Source organism: Acinetobacter sp. WA-87 (assembly GCF_039938935.1).
Classification (GTDB): Bacteria; Pseudomonadota; Gammaproteobacteria; order Pseudomonadales; family Moraxellaceae; genus Acinetobacter; species Acinetobacter seifertii.
This window is the reverse complement of the sequence record NZ_JBDUVF010000001.1, coordinates 1,210,239-1,227,057: the sequence shown is the minus strand read 5'-3', so window position 1 is coordinate 1,227,057 and position 16,819 is coordinate 1,210,239. Positions and strand designations below refer to the sequence as shown.

The following is a 16,819-nucleotide window of genomic DNA, read 5'->3' as shown; positions in this document are numbered from 1 at the left end:
ATATAGGCACCTCTATGGGCAATTTCATGTCGAAACTCCACAAGTGAGGGAGTATTTTTCAGTTTCGTTTGTAAGTCTCCTGTTTGACAATGAACTTACATGCCTCTGCTAATTGATATTTTAGCGTCGGATAACTTGACATGAACTAGGCAATTCATCATATAGGAAAAACTACAACTACATCATATATGGATATATTAATATATTGATTAGATCGGGAAAATCATATTGCCTATATCAGGTATGGATTAGGTGTAATGACTTAGTTAATACCACCAATACATTCTAGTTAATACACATCAATATATTTAATATCTAATCTCTAAATCATAGTCTATATCCATAACCCTATTATCTATCTACTTAAAACCTATTAACCTCTCACCTTATTAAATAATCACATTACTTAACCATGATCTTAAAACCTTTAGGTAATTAATAACACCATAGCCACTTCATGTAGTCCTAAATAACTACAGGTAAGTGAACATGAACGTTAGCCTAAACCAAAATGAAATCAACGAGGCATCATTACTGATCGAAATTGAAAGTTTTATCCTAACCACTCTTGATGCTACAAGACAGCCAAGATCATTTTATGAAATCTTCGCAAACCTTCTCTTAGCCTTCAATCAAGTCTATAACCCTGACTTTAGTTATACCTGCTTAATCGATCTCTTTTGTAGTTTGCTCCATGACTACGACCTGCAATATGAAACCTCATTATCACTTTACAATCGCTTGAAACAAAGAACCTTTAAAGACTGGCAAGCTTATTTCAATCGAGCTAGAGTTGGTCACCTTAATGAATTACGTCAACATCGTTATAGCGAAACATTAAATGCTGCCAAGCTTAATAAACGCCTTGAAGAAATATTGAAAAGCTATTCTGCTGTGCTGGTGGTAAGGATTGATTTAGCCTATGTGGTTAGTCCAGATATTGAACAAGTAGATAATGATTTAGAAATGCTTAGAAGAAAGATCAAGCGATCTGAATATGGAAGGGAGGTATTGCTACTGGTATGGGCATTAGAGCAGGGAGAAAAGAAAGGCTACCATTGCCATATTGCATTGATCTTTAATGAGCGTAAGCGCACGAGTGCATGGAGTATTGCTAAGGCTGTGGGGGAGTTATGGGAAGATGTTACAGGGGATGATGGAAGTTACTTTAATTGCCATGATCGTAGGTACTTAAAGCAATACGAAGAGCAAGGTACTTTAGGGGTTGGCATTATCTATAGCGAGGTTGATTATCAAGTACGAAAAATGTGTTCAACCTTGTCCTATTTAGCACGACCTGAGAAAGAGCAATACCTCCGAGTAAAAACAACGAGGAAGATGCGTACCTTTGGCATGTCACAGCGTTAATTGGAATCATACACAGATATGTACCATCTAGATGAGAAACATCTTCTCTTCAATAGGTGATAGCTGGACTTTACTAGTTTCGGCTATCACTTCAGGAACAATGAATACCTTAAACTCTATATTCTTATAGCTAAAAACTATAACTCCAGGCCATGAAATGATATCAGGGTAAATACACATTAGGGTTACCCTTGAATTTAAGATCATGCATAGAATGATAGCTTGGATTCTAAACAAAATGGCACTATATTGTATGAAGACATAATTAGTTTTCATTGCTATGCGTAAACTACAATGAAGCTTAAACACGCCGAGGTTTTTAAAGATGTCAACTATTAAAAAATCACGCGATGAAAGTGAAATTCCTTCAATGGCAGGGCAGGTGCTTCGGGCGAGTTTTCTTGAGGTATCTCGTTATGCAAGCGTACTTTATGCAAAAGATGGTGCTGTCTTAAAACAAACACCAAATGGGCGAACAGTGACGATTAAACAGTTACCTAAACGCGATCATGAGTTAGCTCAACGCGTGCTTAGTCAAGGAACTGTAAAGCTTAAAAAGCGTAAAGTTGAGGAAGCTGAATAACTTGATGTCCAATCGTACTCCACGGATTAGAATGTTTGCTGGACCAAATGGATCAGGTAAAAGCACGATGATTCATGGGTTGGATCAACGATTATCTAAACTTTTTTTAAATGCCGATAATCTTGAGCGTGAGCTTAAAACTAACCCTATTCTTGATCTGGAACAATTTGATAAACGAATTGATGCTACCCGATTAGTTCACTTCTTGATGGGGTTGCAAATAAAGCGTCGAGAGAATGATGGTCAAGAAATCATTACTCCTTGTCTTTTGAAGACTCCGCAAATTGATGGGAACAAAATAGATCTGTCGGGTAATCTGATTGATTCATATCTTGCTGCCCGAACTCTGGATTATATTCGCAAAGAGCTATTGGCGTTGAAGGTGAGTTTCACTTTTGAGACGGTGATGTCTCATAAAAGTAAAATAGAATTTTTACGCGATGCAAAAGCATTGGGATATCGGACCTATTTATATTTTGTAACCACAGAAGACCCAGATATTAATGTGGACAGAGTTCGGCAACGGGTAAGCCAGGGTGGTCATCCTGTTGAAGAACAAAAAATTAGAGAGCGTTATTACCGAACTATGGAAATGCTGATTGATGCGGTCGAAGTTGCAGATCGAGCATTTCTATTTGATAACTCAAGTGATGCAACTCACCAGAACGCATCTTATATTGGAGAAATCACAGGTGGAGATACCCTGACTTTTAACCCGGATTTTGATGGAGAGTTACCCGTCTGGGTTGAGAAATACTTGTTGGTACATCTGGTTGAAAATGACTGAGATCAAACAAGTTTAACCCCCTTATCTTTTTTTCATTCTATTGCTTCTGTATTTTTATACCTAAAACCCGTCTCTTATGTAACCCCTCATGAGTTAAACATAGGAGCGATAAAATGTTAGATAGCAATACCCTGGAACAGCTCTTTTTTATAGAGAATAAGTTTGATCAACTCACCCGATTTATACAGCAATCAGAAACTTGCCCTGCTGACTTTGCAAAGCTTAGGCATGAGATGGATGAGGACGAGTTTTTCGATCGGATGGCCTTTTTGGTTGATTGTGCGGTGTTTTTCTATGAAATGATTTTCCATCTGGGGGTCGACGGTTTCGAGCCTTATTATTTGCATAATTTACGGGGTGAACCGGATCATCTTGAAATTGCAAAGGGGATGCTCTTTTATATGTTTGATGCGGTGGTTGAGACAAAGTTCTCCTACTTAATGAAATTGCGTTTTGAAGAGTATTATGAAGAAAGGGAGGATTCAAGGAATTAACTTATTTCAAATATGTACTATCTGAATGAAAGCATATTGTTTTCTAAAGCTTTTCCATTTCAGAGGTATATATTATGAACATTACTTGCCCAAACTGCCATTCAGAACATGTTATTCGAGTGGTCAACCCTCATTCCCACACAGGCAACCAAAGCCTGGCATCGTCAGCATCATTTGCCACGATGGGTGCAGCATTATCAAAGAGTCTGCCAATTTCACCTTTAATAGGGGGAATTGCAGGAGCCGTAGTCGGTGGTATTTTCAATAGTTTGTTTGATCGTGTGCCTGTCACCCCAAGTTGCTGCTTTCAATGCCAAAGCTGTGGTCAACTGTTTTATTGATGGATGGGCATAAAGTTGGGGAGGGTGAACCTCCCTGAACGATAGATGTTGTTTCATTTAAATGAGTTAAGCCGCTGTACATTGCACTATTTGTGGGTCAGTAATGTAGGTCTCAAAATACAATTGATGATCATCATTCATGACAGGGGTATCTTTAGCACTAAACTGGATACAGTCCCCTTGTTTTAACTTTTCAAGGATAAAGTTCTGAGCCACAGATGTGTAATGCATATCAAACTTGATAGGGCCTGCTTCGGTATCCAAAAGCAACGCATCATCTTTTTCTAAAACTGGGTTTATTACAGTGAAAGTATAGCTGTGTTCATACTTTTCAGAAAAATGATCTGTCTGATTTTGTTCTGATGCGACATGAATTGATTCACCATTTTGAATTAGGTCTGCTGGAGTAGAATTTGATGAAGCTACATGTTGAGTATTGAGAAGCTTCTCAATTTCAGCATCAATATGGTCGCCAAAATCTACATCTTTATAATATCTGGAATCTCCCTGAAACCATCGTAAATAAAGGTTAGGGCGCTGCTTTTCGAGATGTTCGATCTTTTGTCTCATTAAACCAAGTAACTGTTCATATCGAGTCTGTCCAAGTTCTGATACAAACTTATTTTTTTCATCAATCATTTGTTGATATCCCATTTGGGTAGCAACGATCGCTCGTCTAACCCGAATATCATTACAACTGACAGAGTTATCGGCAGTACAAGACTGTGCTTGATAGTTTAATTTGGCAGAATTGACCTCATTGCAGCCAGTCAACAATATGGCTAAGGAAATGGAGTAAGTAATTTTTTTCATAATCTTTCTCTACGCATATTCAGACATTAAGTTCATTTAAATTTTATTGAACCAATTGTTATGAGCCGAACTTCCAATCCCCCTGATCGGTAGAAACGACTATTTCAATAATCTTTGCACGACCACAATTGTTCGTATCTACGGACATTGTTTGCCCGAAACCTAGTCGTCTTGGTGTAGTTATTTTTTGGTATAAAGGGCAATTACCACGGTTGACCGTGACATTTGAAACAGAGACATCATCTACAAGTGATTGAACCTTAATGACTGACATGAAAGAGTGGTAGGGGTTTTCTTCCACTACAACTTTTACAGGTGAGGTTTCTGGTACATTGGAAGTTGTCTCATTTTGGTTTTGAGAATGATTGCCGCGCTCAATGATGTTAAAGCACTCGTCATTTAACGTAGATTCAATATCTTTTGTTTTCTTGTTCCATGAAAGTTGCTGGTTGTCACAGCCATAAACATCATCTGAGTGATTGTCTAAGAATCGAATGTTCCATGTGTAAAGAAAAAGATCTTCGGATTGCTGGCGTAGAAATCTGACATTATCTACCGTAAAGGCGGTATAACTATCCGGATATTTTTGATCAAGTAAATATTGCAGGGTTTCTTTACCATAGGTGGCAATGTCATTTTTGCCTTGTTCAATGAACTGTTGTGAATCAGTTGTATTAGCTTTAACTGCTTCTGTTTGAGCAGTATTTGAAGAAGCCTTTTCTGTAGATTCATTTTTGGTGCAAGCTTGCATTAAACAACTTACAAGCAAAGTAATAATGATTTTATTATTCATGGTGTTTCCTAAAATGTGTACTTCCATTAAATGAAGAAGTGATGGTTGTTATTGATGTGTCATGGAATGGCTTGATTACTTATGCTTTGGGTGATTCGCCATATTGATTTGCTGATGGATTACCTTCTTGGGTAGCCCAAAACAGTAGTAGTAGAATGCCTACAATTGGTACTAAGGCAATTAACATCCACCAACCTGAACGATCAATGTCATGTAGCCGTCTTACATTGACAGCAATATTCGGAATAAACGTAACCAGCATGGCGAGTGTGGCTAAGTCTTCATTCATGAAGCTTAAAAGTAGGCTTAATAGCACACAGAATAGTTCGAAATACCAGAACTCACGTCGTCTTGCACGGCCTTTAAAATCTGCAAATTTCTTAAAGCAGGTAAATATGGCTTGTTGATAGTTGTCTTCACCTTGTTCCCATTTTCTAAAAGCCTCTTTAGCTTTATGTGAACTTTCTTGACTAGCGGGAGCTGTGTATGAAGAGTTACTTTGAGTTGGTGTATTCACAATGGCAGGAATTGGGTTGGCTGTTATTTCAAGATAAATGCCTATTGCTTGCCCCTCGGCATTGATTTCAAAATCAACTTCATAGCCACGGACAGGTGCTTGTGTTTCTTTCCACTCACTGCTTACAAAGCTATAGCGTTTGTGATCTTCGCCAGTAATGATCCCAGTATTCGTCTGGATTGAAAAATCAAGAATTCTACCTTTCATTGTTATGTCCTTGTTTTAGGTATTGGATAAATTGATATCGAAGTGAAAGGTGCATTCACCTTGATTGGTTTAACCATCACTTCATGTCACAACACCAAACAGCTTTTATTTCCTGTCCAAGCTCTAGAAGGGAATTACTCTTGCCCCACAAAACAAAGAGACGGATAAAAGTCATAAACAGTTAAACCCCAACGCCTATAAGGTATACAGAATATTTTCACAGGGCATACTTATCCCTACTTCATGAAGCATAAGCAGAATAAAAGTTGATTGTGTTGGTATATAAAAGTTTTATTATTAGCCGAGTGGCTTATCTTTCAATGGGCAGGAGTGCAACGGTTTTTTGCCATTGAATAGATCAGCAAAAGAAAGGAAAGATGTCTTAAAACAGGAATCGAAATTAGTCATGGTAACCACTCCTATATAGATAAGAAGTTCTACCAGACATAATTTAATGATTAATGGTGGCAGAACGAAAGAGGGTTGACAGACCGGATTGGATTGACACCAGCACACTCGAAAGTGTCCCTCTCCCGTCCTACCGCTACGGGAGGAGACGAGATGTACCCTCAAAATTATCCCTCAGAAGGAATAACTCTGATGCAATCCAATAAACCGACCTGTCAAAGTCGACTGGCAATGTAGGCCAGCAACGTCATCATAATCTCTGAAAATGATCCCGTCAATTTACTGCGCGGTAAAGTTGCATCGTGTGTCTAAAAAATAATTTAAAAAACTTTCAGATATATACCATCTAAGTGAACTCATTCTGATTGAATCCATTTTCAGAAAGCTTCCCGTTTTGGCCTGCTCTCCGCAGGCCTTTTTTTATGCAGTAATTCAATTTTTACATCATTAGTTATCGTGAATAGTGAGGTTACTTTATGGCACATTTAGTAGAAACAATGGCATTTGTTGGCGACACTCCATGGCATGGATTAGGCAATCCACTCAGTCCAAATCAGCCGATAGAAGTATGGGCACAACAAGCAGGCATGGACTGGCGTATTGAATCATCTAATGTCAGCTATATGGCAAAGAATGAGCGTGGGCAAAATATCCTTATGCCGTATGAGGAACAGCGTGTTTTATATCGTTCAGATACCCATGCACCGCTATCCGTTGTAAGTCAACGTTTTCAAGAGGTACAACCTCAAGAGATTTTAGAGTTTTACCGTGATTTGACGGAGCAATCAGGTTTTGAGCTGGAAACAGCGGGCGTACTGAAAGGTGGACGTAAATTTTGGGCGTTGGCTCGTACTGGGCAATCGGCAGCACTGAAAGGAAAAGATATCAGCAATGGTTATATTCTCTTGGCAACTGCTTGTGATGGCACATTGGCAACCACGGCGCAATTCACTTCGATCAGGGTTGTTTGCAATAACACTTTAGCGATTGCCTTACGTGGGCAGAACAGTAGTGCTGGTGTTGTTAAAGTTCCACATAGTACTAAGTTCGATGCTGAGAAGATTAAGCAACAATTAGGTATTTCGATTAAAACTTGGGATGAGCATATGTACGAAATGAAACAGCTAACTCAACGAAAAGTAACTCAGCAGGAAGCAGCTTCTTACTTTGATGCGGTGTTTAATAACACGATGATGAGTGCTACAGATCAGGAGGAAAGTATAATTCAGTATTATCTTAAAGCAGCATCAATGAACAAAAAATCAAACTCCAAATCTGAGCCGAATGGACGAGCGATGTCGATGGCTATGGAAATGTTTAACGGACAAGGGCGAGGGGCAGAGCTAAGTTCAGCGAAAGACACAGCTTATGGTTTGCTTTGTACTATCACGGAATTTGTTGACCATGAACGCCGTGCCATGAGTCGAGATCATCGATTGAATTCAGCATGGTTTGGTATGGGAGCTACGATTAAGCAACGTGGACTGGAACAAGCATTAAAAATTGTTGGGTAGAGTTACATAATTAGCCTAAGCAGAGCTATATTAAGTTTATTTTATTTAATTGCATCTTCGGATGCAGTTTAATAACTTTTCAAGAGTTGGCAAATCCCCTTTAAATTGGATAAAAAGTATCAAATTTAAAGGGATAAAATCTAGTTATCAGAATAATCACAAATTATTTTTTTTGTTTAATAAGTTAAATAACTTGATCAGTTCTTTAATTTTAGTTGCCCTTATGCTCAATATGTTTGTTTCTTCCAGCCATTATTCCACTAAAAGTACCGATACACCTATTAATAAAGGCACTGTCCAGTAACTAAAGAAATCAAAAAACTTATTAAATCAAGTTTTTTGAAATTTAACATTTGAAAGCATTGTTTTACTGGGAAGAGTATTCTTAAAATACTCTTCAAGTATTTAATTTTGTTGATTTTCAAGATTTAACACTTTATGCCAGTGTTGTTCGAGTTGTTTTGTATCATAGTCAAATGGATGAAATGACGGACGAACATAGTCAAGGAATTCTTTAATAACAGTAATATTAAATAGGCCTGTTTTTGGGTGTGTAATTTGACTGATAGATTGTAGATGTTTTTTTGATAGAAACTTCTTATCTGCTACTAAAAGACGGAGTGTTCCATAGGTCATTAATCCTGCAAAAGTACTACATCCAAGTACCATCCATACCATGCGTCTAATATAGCCACCACCTGCGGCATGATAGGCATCAAAAAAAACTGCTTTATGTTCATTTTCTTCAACCGCATGCCAAAGCCATAAATTACGTAGAGGGCCAACCATCTTTTGATTCCACGTATTATTGCGTAATAACTCTGCTCCAAAAGTTCCATTACAGTGTTCAATTGCACAGCCGATTGCCATTCGGTCCATTAACGGTAAAGCACGATCTAGCAGACTATATATCTGAATTAATTGACGCTCAAAAGTTTCAATATCAATGTCATTTAGATCAGCATAACGATGATATCTAGTATGTTCTTTGGCATGCATTGCTTCTTGACCTATAAATGCACTGATATCAGCCTGTAATACAGGGTCGGTTATACGTTCTCTAAGCGTACGTAACATTCGGATTAAAAATAATTCACCTTGTGCTGTTATTGCCGATAACGTATTCAAAAAATGACTATAAAGAGGATCTTGATCAAACCAATAACGTGTAGAAGGATCAAAATCAAACTTAATATTTCGAACAGGAAAAGAGGATTTAACTTTTTGTACAGCGTTAATAGTGGTTGACATGATAATTATTACTCCAATATAGAGAGATGATGTCTATGAATAATCATTAATGGCGTGATCTTGCATAATGAATACTCTACAAAAGAACTACTAGGTTCTTTTGTAGAGTATTCGCACTACATTTGTCAATTTATTTCTGACAATTTGTGTTGTCAAAATTGGTAAAATTATAATATTCTTATATATTTCTTATGTTTAACATGTATTTTTTACATAGGTTTAGTTTTTTAAGGCATATAATTTTTAGACTTGTTATGTGAAATTAAATTCAGGAAAAAATTTTTATCTAGTACAGTACGATTTTTTCATGCCCGTCTTATTCATTTATGCCAACGTTTATTTAGTCTTAAATACATCAATTAATTTGCTTCATCATTATGGCTTTCATACGGTTGCAGAGGAAAGGGGCTGAAGTTCTAAAAGCGACTTTTTTAACTACTTTTAATTGAAAAAGCGTTTTATTGAAATCTGCTTGATCGTGTAAAAAGAACGTTTAAAAGAAAAAGTGGTTTCAATTTCTGAATTTGGCCAAGGCTCAAACGTTAAAAATAAACTTAAGGTACTTTATTTCTTACGCACCGATTTAGAGGGGCTTTACTACTTACTATTTAAAGCCATTTTTGAAATAAAACTGACCTATTCAAAAAGCCTATCAAGTCGCAATTAAATTCAGCCTATGTTTGTGAAAGCATAAGCATGAAATGAGATATTATATTTCATATGGTTTTAGCATATCTGGACAGGTTTAGACTTGTTTATATCCAATAGAAAACTGTATGAAATTAACCAGATCATCTTCGAGATCTAATAATTCAGTAAATTTGTTTTGGCAAATGTAGCGGAAAATAATTTCATAAGCGCCGCCAATTGCTGCATCATAAAATAAATGAGGAACGCTGACCCATTGATCTGGGTCATTCATTTTAATGATGTCATGTATAGATTTTAGTCTTTGTCCTAATTCTGCAAAAAATAAATTACGTTGTTCTAGACAGCGACTTCCAGCATTGGGGAACTCGATCGCCCAAGCCTTGGTAAAGTCTTGTTCACTATTACATAGTTGTAAATAGGCACGAACTGAAGATCTAATCCATTCATCTGCATTCATATTTTTAATTTTAATTTCAGAGAGAACTTGCTCAAATAAAGCTTTTCTACCTAAATCATCTGCTGCCAGAAAACAATCTTCCTTGTTTTCAAAAATTTCATAAAACACCTGCTTAGATACTCGTGCTCTTTTAACAATGTCTGTAATACTTGTAGCAGCAAACCCTTTTTCTGCAAATGCACTAACAGCTGCTTTAACCAAACGTCGGCGTTGCTTTTCACGTGTTTCTTCAGTTAACAGGCTGGTGCGGCCTCTGGGTAAGCCTGCTGCTTGAGTATCATAAGCGCCAGAGAGTTTTTCCACACTAAATCTTCTAAAATTTGAAATCTTGCTAAAACTATCATTAACCGCTTTTTTGCTCAAGATTGTTTTGTTCTCAGAAACTTTTTTATAAATAAATATATGAATTTCAATTGGATGAAAAATAACTATTGACTAAGGATATAAAGAAATCTACAAAAGAACTAATTCGTACTTTTGTTAAATAGAAATATGACTACCCTTGAAGAAGTTAAACCTAAGCCCTCCTCAACAGCACATCGTTTGATAGCCTCGTTTCCAGTCAGACGTTTAAGTTTCGATTTCACCAGTTCAAAGCGTTACTGGTTTGATAATGACGCTTATTTCACCCATTTGATGAATGCAATGTCAGCTATTTTTCCGCAAGGAGAATTAATGTTGATTGAGGCTCTGAGAAATATACGAGATAAAATTGATGATCCTGTGCTTCAAGCAGAGATAAGCGCGTTTATTGGACAAGAGGCCATGCATGCTAAAGAGCATTTGGCATTTAACCGTTATGTAGATGAACAGCAAATCAATATCAATGAATTGCAAAATGAAGTTAAAGCCTTATATGCCCTAATGCAAAAAATATTACCAACTATGCATATCATGTCGGTTGGTTGTGCAATTGAACATATTACGGCAACTTTAGGCGCCGAACTCTTGCGTAATGATGAGTGGAATCATCGCTTAGTCGGTCCAGTTGCTGAGCTATGGCTATGGCATGCAGTTGAAGAAAATGAACATAAAGCGGTATTCTTTGATGCTTATGTAGCATCAGGCGGTGGATACTTATCACGTATTTTTTACATGACATTTGCAGGAAGCATTTTACTTTTCTTAATTGCAAATAACACACGAAGATTACTTAAAGCCGATGGAGTGCTTTCTTTAAATGGCATCGCTAAATTTTTTAAAAAGGGAGTAGGTAGTCAAGGATTACTGACACTACAAACGGTTAAAGATTTTTTAGATTACTACCGTCCTGATTTTCATCCTTTTGACCACGATACCAAAAGGTTAGAAAACCTGTGGCAAAAGCGTTTAGACCTCAAAATTTAAACTTGATAAAGCTTGCGCTTAGCCGTGCAAGAAAATTACAAGTTAAAAATGGAAAAATAATAGTGTGGCGTGATTACTTGGATTGGTTAAATATTAATAATCTGACCAAACATCAGGCCCATCCTTAATTTCGTCCATTGTTAATAAACAATCGTTGAGTTGCTGCTGAAGTTGTTCCCAATTAATGCCTTGTCCGATAAAAACAATTTCTTGTCGACAGTCACCTGTACGTTCATCCCATTTTTCAAAAATACTATTACGACGATAAACATCTTGAGGCCAATCAGCCTGATGAATAAAATTCCACCATTTTCCGACATATTCCCAAGCAAATTGATTTCCTGTTTGCACCAGCATTGCAATATCCTGATAACGATTGGCAAACCAGATATATCCTTTACAACGTAATAAAGCACCGTTATTCCACGCTTGTTGTAAAAAGTTCTGAAAACGCTGAGGGTGAAAGGGTAGACGCTCACTATATACCCAAGAAGAAATACCATAATTTTCAGATTCAGAATGGATCTCTTCATTCGGATCCATCTGTTTCATCCATCCTGGGGATTTCACTAAATCAGGTAAATTAAATTTGTGAGTATTTAGAACTTTTTCCAAATCAATTTCCCCAAAGGCCATGGGTAAAATTTCTGCTGCGGGGTTCAGTTCATTGAGCAGTGATTGCAATTGAGAGTATTGTTCTTGCCCAATCACATCAACACGACTGACTAAAATAACATTAGCGTATTCAACTTGTTCAATCAGAAGATCCGATAGAGGACGTGTTGTCGACAACTGTTCATCTTGATGGGCTGTCTCTACTTTGTCATTGGATTGAATCATTTGAGCAAAGTTTTCGCCATTTACTACAGTGACCAACGTATCTAAACGTGCCAGCTCACTTAAGCTAAAACCATTTTGATCAAGAAAAGCAAATGTTTCAGCAACAGGCATGGGTTCTGAAATACCTGTAGATTCTATTAAAATATAATCAAACTGTGACTTCTGCGCGATAGTACTAATTTGTTCGAGTAAATCAGCCCTTAAGGTGCAGCAGATACATCCGTTGCTCATTTCAATTAATTGATCAGTACCACGACTGAGATCTACATGACGGCGCACATCTTCAACATCAATATTAATTTCACTCATATCATTGACGATTACTGCTACTTTCATATTTTGCTGATGATTCAGAATATAGTTGAGTAGGGTCGTTTTACCTGAACCTAAAAAGCCTGATAAAACAGTCACAGGAATACGAGACGAATTAAGTTCAAATTGTGATTTTAATGATATTGCTGTCATGCATGACCTCATAGTTCGTGATAGTTAATATAGAAAATCAGGTTAAGAGGTCTGAGCTTTATCTAAATAGCTTTCAAATAAATCAACGACTACCGAACCTTCAAGACCTGCATCTCCCCATAATTCCTGTGTTGAAAATTCAACATGATAAGTGGGTTGGGGTAATGCATCTGCATGACCATGGCCGGCAGCATCTGGGAATGGCCATTTTTCCGTGGTGCGGTGAAGGACAACGCCTGTTTTTCCTCTCACATAGGCGGGTACACGAATATGACCGGAAATCGATTCATCACGGACTGTAACCACGTCTCCAACTTCAAATGGTGGACGTCCTGAAATTGCTTCGCGGCCATTTGAATGATTTGGGGTCGCGAGTTGAAAATGAGATCCTAAAGCTTCATCGAGTTCTTCTTGTGTAATTACACCAGTCTCTGTAAGCAAAGTGGCTGTTGCAATCACATAACGCTCGTAATATTCAGTCCCAACATGTTGCCGTAATCCAATACGCTCAACCGCATGACGAATCTGATCAATATTAAATTTATTGAGATGTCCTGCGCCTAAAAACATTAATGTATAGGCGAGGTGTTCCCAGTCTTTTTTAAATACAGGTTTATAGCTCTTACTATTAATTTGGTGATCAATTGCGCCAAAACCTTGCTTACCACCTAAATCATGAAAACCATCCATTATGTTTACTCCACTATATCGTTGCTAAAAAGTGTGATTAAAAACTAAGGTAATTTTGGCAATGCAACACCAATAAGTACGTCCTTGGTGATGAGCTGTTGAAGCTCTTCTTCAGTCATATGCTCAGTTCCTTCTGGGCGCATTGGTAATACTAGATAGCGTGTTTCGGCAGAGGTATCCCATACTTTAATTTTGATATCTTCAGGAAGTTCCGTGCCCAGTTCTTTTAGTACCGTGCGACCTTCACGTACTAATCGTGCTCGGAATTCAAAGCTCTTGTACCATTCTGGCGGCAAGCCTAAAACGGGCCAGTTCGTGCAAGAACAAAGGCTGCAAACAATCACATTTTTGATTGTTGGCGTATCTTCAAGGGCAACAATATATTCACCCTGTGGGCCGGTATAACCAAACATTTCACAAGCTGCCGTACCATCACTTAACAACAGCTCACGATAGGCTGGGTCAGTCCAAGCTTTAGCAACAACACGAGCGCCGTTAGCTGGATCAAACTTATTGGCAAGCAGGTCGGTTAAACCTTCGATAAATCCTTCAGGTATTAATCCTTTATTGCTAAGGACTGTGTGTAATGCCCATGCTCTCTCGCCTGGGGTGGAGTTTGATTTTTTAGAAACAGATGTACTCACGTGTAAGACTCCTTGGTAGAGATGAGTTTCAACGAACCATATTCATGAAGAAATGGTTTGATTGATTGAACGTTTTGGGTTTTGTTTAACTTAAAAAGTTTTCCAGTCAACGGCTGCTTCAAAAGCGGCTGCTGCTTGATAGATCGTGCCTTCGTCAAAGTGACGGCCGATGAGCATCATGCCAACGGGTAAATCATCTACTAGCCCACATGGCACACTCATTGCTGGATGACCTGTAATATCTTGTGGGGCTGTATTTCCAATCATTTCAAAGGCACGGGTAATGTATTCCGTCAATGAACTGTCTGAGTCAGGCAGAGGTTGAGCAACAATTGGCAAAGTTGGCATTAATAGAAGATCGTATTCAGCTAATTTTTGGTCATAACCTGCGCGGGCACGTCTTACAATATTTTGTGCTTTAGCGTAGTAACGACCTGAATAGTTTCGAATGCCGTATTCGCCCACAAACATACAGACTTTTAAGGTTGGAGAAAGCTGATCGGCTTTTTGACGCCAGTCTTTGTGTTTATCGAGTAGTTTGACATCGTATAAGCCTGACCAATTGAAGCCCATGCCATTCCCGTGCATCATTTGTGCAGTCAGGCCTTCGCAGCCTATCGGTGTCCATAATGCGCCTGCCAGTTGATGTTCAGGCAAAGAGATTTCTTCAACAATAGCACCGAGTTTTTCAAATTCAGCTGCGGCTTGGCGGACTTTTTCTGCCACTCGTTGATCCATGTTGGGTAGAGCAAAGCCTTCCTTAACAACACCGATTTTTAAACCCTTCACACCGCGATTTAAATAACTTGTATAGTTTTCAACATGAACACCATACTGACGTGGGTCTAGCCCATCTTTACCTGCGATGACTTCAAGCAGTAGCGCATTATCTTGAACCGAACGACTTATTGGTCCTGCATGATCAATAGTATTTTCAATAGGCATAATCCCGCTATATGGAACCAATCCGTGGGTCGGTTTCATCCCATAAACACCACAAAAAGCAGCGGGAATACGGATCGATCCGCCTTGATCGCAGGCAATTGCTAAATCAACATCGCCGTTTGAAACAAGTGCAGCACTCCCAGATGATGAACCACCTGCACAATAACCGTGACGATATGGGTTGTGTACTGGGGCAGGGTCTGAGGTATGACTGCCACCTGATAGACAAAAATGTTCACAGGTCGCCTTACCTAAAATCGTAGCGCCTTCATCAAGCATTCGAGTAACGACAGTAGCATCATAATCTGGAACGAAACCTTCCAAGGTCGATGAGCCATTCATCATTGGAACTTGAGCAAGTGATACATTATCTTTGAGAGCAACGGTTTTCCCTGAGAGTTTTCCAGTTGGGGCACCTTTGACTTCAGTTTTGTAATACCATGCATTTAGTTGATTTTCGGTTACGTCAGGTCGATAAGGTTCTGTACGTGGGTAATGATCTTCTGGAATTTCATCTGCCTGTTCATCAATCAAATCATAAGCATCAAAATTAGCCTGCATAATGCTTAGATATTCCTCGGCTTCTAAGTCAGTCAACTGCATGTGCAGGTTGCTTGCAATCTGTTTTAAATCGTCGATAGTTGGTCTTTGAATCGCCATAATTTTTTACCCGTCACTTGTTATTCTGACTGAAGATATTCTTTAAATTAGTCTGTTCTTTTCTTCAAAACTTGATTTAAAGCGCCAGTCATTTGTTCGAAAAGGACAACATGAGCAGTTATCCTGATAGGGTTTAACTTTTAAAAAATGCGTAAATAACGCAAGTTCAAACGAAAATCTTCTTTTAGGCCATTTTCAACTGAAAGATCACGTCCCAACTGCACGACGAATTGGTCTTTAGGCGTCATAAACTTGCTAATAGCAAAGCGAATGTTGGTGGTTTCGGTGGATTTATCCTGTGAAACATTATTAATTTTGGTTTCGCCACCCCAGTTATGACCGATACCTAATCCCACCGAAGTTGTGGCATTTGGCATATAACGTCCCATGACTTGTGTTTCAAATGAAGTATCTTGTTTAAGGGTGTCAGAATTTGTCCCGTAATTATCGTTATTGGTGTAAAACACCACATCACCCACCAGATCTAATGCCCATTTTGGTGTGAAATGCTTAACATATGCACCCTGTAAATCAAATTTCCAGCGATTACTCCCCAAATTTAATGCTTTATCATTGTCGTAATCTCCGGTCGGAGCATTAATATAAAGCGTTCCTGCAAGAACATCTTTGGCATCATTTAGACGGTAGCGGACAGGCGCAGTTAAAATAAGATCCCCTATACCAGAGGTGCTACCCAGTCCGCTAGCATTGTCTTTGCCTTCAACGCGACCAAAGGGTAATAAGAACTGTGGCTCAATTGTGACGCGATCACTGAGTTCGAATACATGGATCATCCTTGCGATTCCTATGTTTGATTCGACTTTCATATCTTTTGCAGCGGTTGAACTATTGCTATAGAGTGCATCGGTCGTGGCATGCTGATAATAGATTGCACCGAGAGTTAGGCCACCGGGAGCTTGTTCATAATCACCCGGCATAACTTCAGCCCCGTGTGTTTCAGCATATGCAGCCAGTAGAGCTATTAACATCATGTAATATTTATAATACTTTGAATTCATTTGTAATTCCTTTAGGCAATAGCCA

At 38.4% G+C, this 16,819-nt stretch carries 17 protein-coding genes and 1 pseudogene; 8 read left to right on the top strand and 10 right to left on the bottom strand.

Annotated features, from left to right (window positions below; all coding sequences use genetic code 11):
* Positions 1-489 precede the first annotated feature (489 nt).
* From ABFY81_RS05785 to ABFY81_RS05765, 5 genes are all read left to right on the top strand, one after another.
* Positions 490-1,368, top strand: coding sequence for an inovirus-type Gp2 protein (locus ABFY81_RS05785; protein ID WP_199999958.1), 879 nt, complete (start codon positions 490-492; stop codon positions 1,366-1,368).
* Positions 1,369-1,693: 325 nt separating this feature from the next.
* Complete coding sequence (locus ABFY81_RS05780) at positions 1,694-1,951, top strand: hypothetical protein (protein ID WP_000104071.1); 258 nt, start codon at positions 1,694-1,696, stop codon at positions 1,949-1,951.
* Positions 1,952-1,982: 31 nt separating this feature from the next.
* Positions 1,983-2,738, top strand: a complete 756-nt coding sequence (locus ABFY81_RS05775) for a hypothetical protein (protein ID WP_000457345.1) — start codon at positions 1,983-1,985, stop codon at positions 2,736-2,738.
* 113 nt (positions 2,739-2,851) lie between these two features.
* Complete coding sequence (locus ABFY81_RS05770) at positions 2,852-3,232, top strand: hypothetical protein (protein WP_199999959.1); 381 nt, start codon at positions 2,852-2,854, stop codon at positions 3,230-3,232.
* A 74-nt stretch (positions 3,233-3,306) separates the two neighbouring features.
* Positions 3,307-3,573, top strand: a complete 267-nt coding sequence (locus tag ABFY81_RS05765; RefSeq protein WP_079398562.1) for a hypothetical protein — start codon at positions 3,307-3,309, stop codon at positions 3,571-3,573.
* Positions 3,574-3,639: 66 nt separating this feature from the next.
* On the opposite strand, the gene ABFY81_RS05760 is transcribed toward ABFY81_RS05765, so the two are convergent.
* The 3 genes from ABFY81_RS05760 to ABFY81_RS05750 all read right to left on the bottom strand — a co-directional run bounded on the left by ABFY81_RS05760 (position 3,640) and on the right by ABFY81_RS05750 (position 5,903).
* Positions 3,640-4,386 carry a hypothetical protein gene (locus ABFY81_RS05760; protein WP_032049992.1) on the bottom strand — a complete coding sequence of 249 codons (747 nt, stop codon included), beginning with the start codon at positions 4,384-4,386 and terminating at the stop codon, positions 3,640-3,642.
* Positions 4,387-4,444: 58 nt separating this feature from the next.
* On the bottom strand, positions 4,445-5,179 hold the full coding sequence (locus ABFY81_RS05755; RefSeq protein ID WP_347913303.1) for a hypothetical protein: 735 nt from the start codon (positions 5,177-5,179) through the stop codon (positions 4,445-4,447).
* A gap of 79 nt (positions 5,180-5,258) precedes the next feature.
* Positions 5,259-5,903: a DUF805 domain-containing protein gene (locus ABFY81_RS05750; protein ID WP_199999960.1), complete on the bottom strand. Its 645-nt coding sequence runs from the start codon at positions 5,901-5,903 to the stop codon at positions 5,259-5,261.
* Positions 5,904-6,787: 884 nt separating this feature from the next.
* Here ABFY81_RS05750 and ABFY81_RS05745 point away from each other — a divergent pair.
* Positions 6,788-7,825 (top strand): DUF932 domain-containing protein, encoded by a 1,038-nt coding sequence (locus ABFY81_RS05745; RefSeq protein WP_347913302.1) that lies wholly within the window; start codon positions 6,788-6,790, stop codon positions 7,823-7,825.
* Between the two features lie 405 nt (positions 7,826-8,230).
* Here ABFY81_RS05745 and ABFY81_RS05740 read toward each other — a convergent pair whose 3' ends face one another.
* On the bottom strand, positions 8,231-9,076 hold the full coding sequence (locus tag ABFY81_RS05740) for a metal-dependent hydrolase (RefSeq protein ID WP_347913301.1): 846 nt from the start codon (positions 9,074-9,076) through the stop codon (positions 8,231-8,233).
* A gap of 307 nt (positions 9,077-9,383) precedes the next feature.
* Here ABFY81_RS05740 and ABFY81_RS05735 point away from each other — a divergent pair.
* Positions 9,384-9,725 (top strand): annotated as a pseudogene (locus ABFY81_RS05735) (TetR family transcriptional regulator); the annotation flags it as partial.
* Positions 9,726-9,821: 96 nt separating this feature from the next.
* Here the strand turns inward: ABFY81_RS05735 and ABFY81_RS05730 are convergent.
* The gene (locus ABFY81_RS05730; protein WP_347913300.1) at positions 9,822-10,487 is read right to left on the bottom strand and encodes a TetR/AcrR family transcriptional regulator; all 666 of its coding nucleotides are present in this window, start codon (positions 10,485-10,487) and stop codon (positions 9,822-9,824) included.
* 189 nt (positions 10,488-10,676) lie between these two features.
* Here ABFY81_RS05730 and ABFY81_RS05725 point away from each other — a divergent pair, with 189 nt between their 5' ends.
* Positions 10,677-11,531: a metal-dependent hydrolase gene (locus ABFY81_RS05725; protein WP_347913299.1), complete on the top strand. Its 855-nt coding sequence runs from the start codon at positions 10,677-10,679 to the stop codon at positions 11,529-11,531.
* A 93-nt stretch (positions 11,532-11,624) separates the two neighbouring features.
* Here ABFY81_RS05725 and ABFY81_RS05720 read toward each other — a convergent pair whose 3' ends face one another.
* From ABFY81_RS05720 to ABFY81_RS05700, 5 genes are all read right to left on the bottom strand, one after another.
* On the bottom strand, positions 11,625-12,836 hold the full coding sequence (locus ABFY81_RS05720) for a GTP-binding protein (RefSeq protein ID WP_347913298.1): 1,212 nt from the start codon (positions 12,834-12,836) through the stop codon (positions 11,625-11,627).
* A 42-nt stretch (positions 12,837-12,878) separates the two neighbouring features.
* Entirely contained in the window at positions 12,879-13,526 is a 648-nt protein-coding gene (gene nthB / locus ABFY81_RS05715) for a nitrile hydratase subunit beta (protein WP_192454872.1), read from the bottom strand.
* Positions 13,527-13,570: 44 nt separating this feature from the next.
* The gene (gene nthA / locus ABFY81_RS05710) at positions 13,571-14,170 is read right to left on the bottom strand and encodes a nitrile hydratase subunit alpha (protein WP_347913297.1); all 600 of its coding nucleotides are present in this window, start codon (positions 14,168-14,170) and stop codon (positions 13,571-13,573) included.
* 90 nt (positions 14,171-14,260) lie between these two features.
* Positions 14,261-15,775, bottom strand: a complete 1,515-nt coding sequence (locus tag ABFY81_RS05705) for an amidase (RefSeq protein WP_347913296.1) — start codon at positions 15,773-15,775, stop codon at positions 14,261-14,263.
* 140 nt (positions 15,776-15,915) lie between these two features.
* On the bottom strand, positions 15,916-16,794 hold the full coding sequence (locus tag ABFY81_RS05700; protein WP_347913295.1) for a transporter: 879 nt from the start codon (positions 16,792-16,794) through the stop codon (positions 15,916-15,918).
* Positions 16,795-16,819 lie beyond the last annotated feature (25 nt).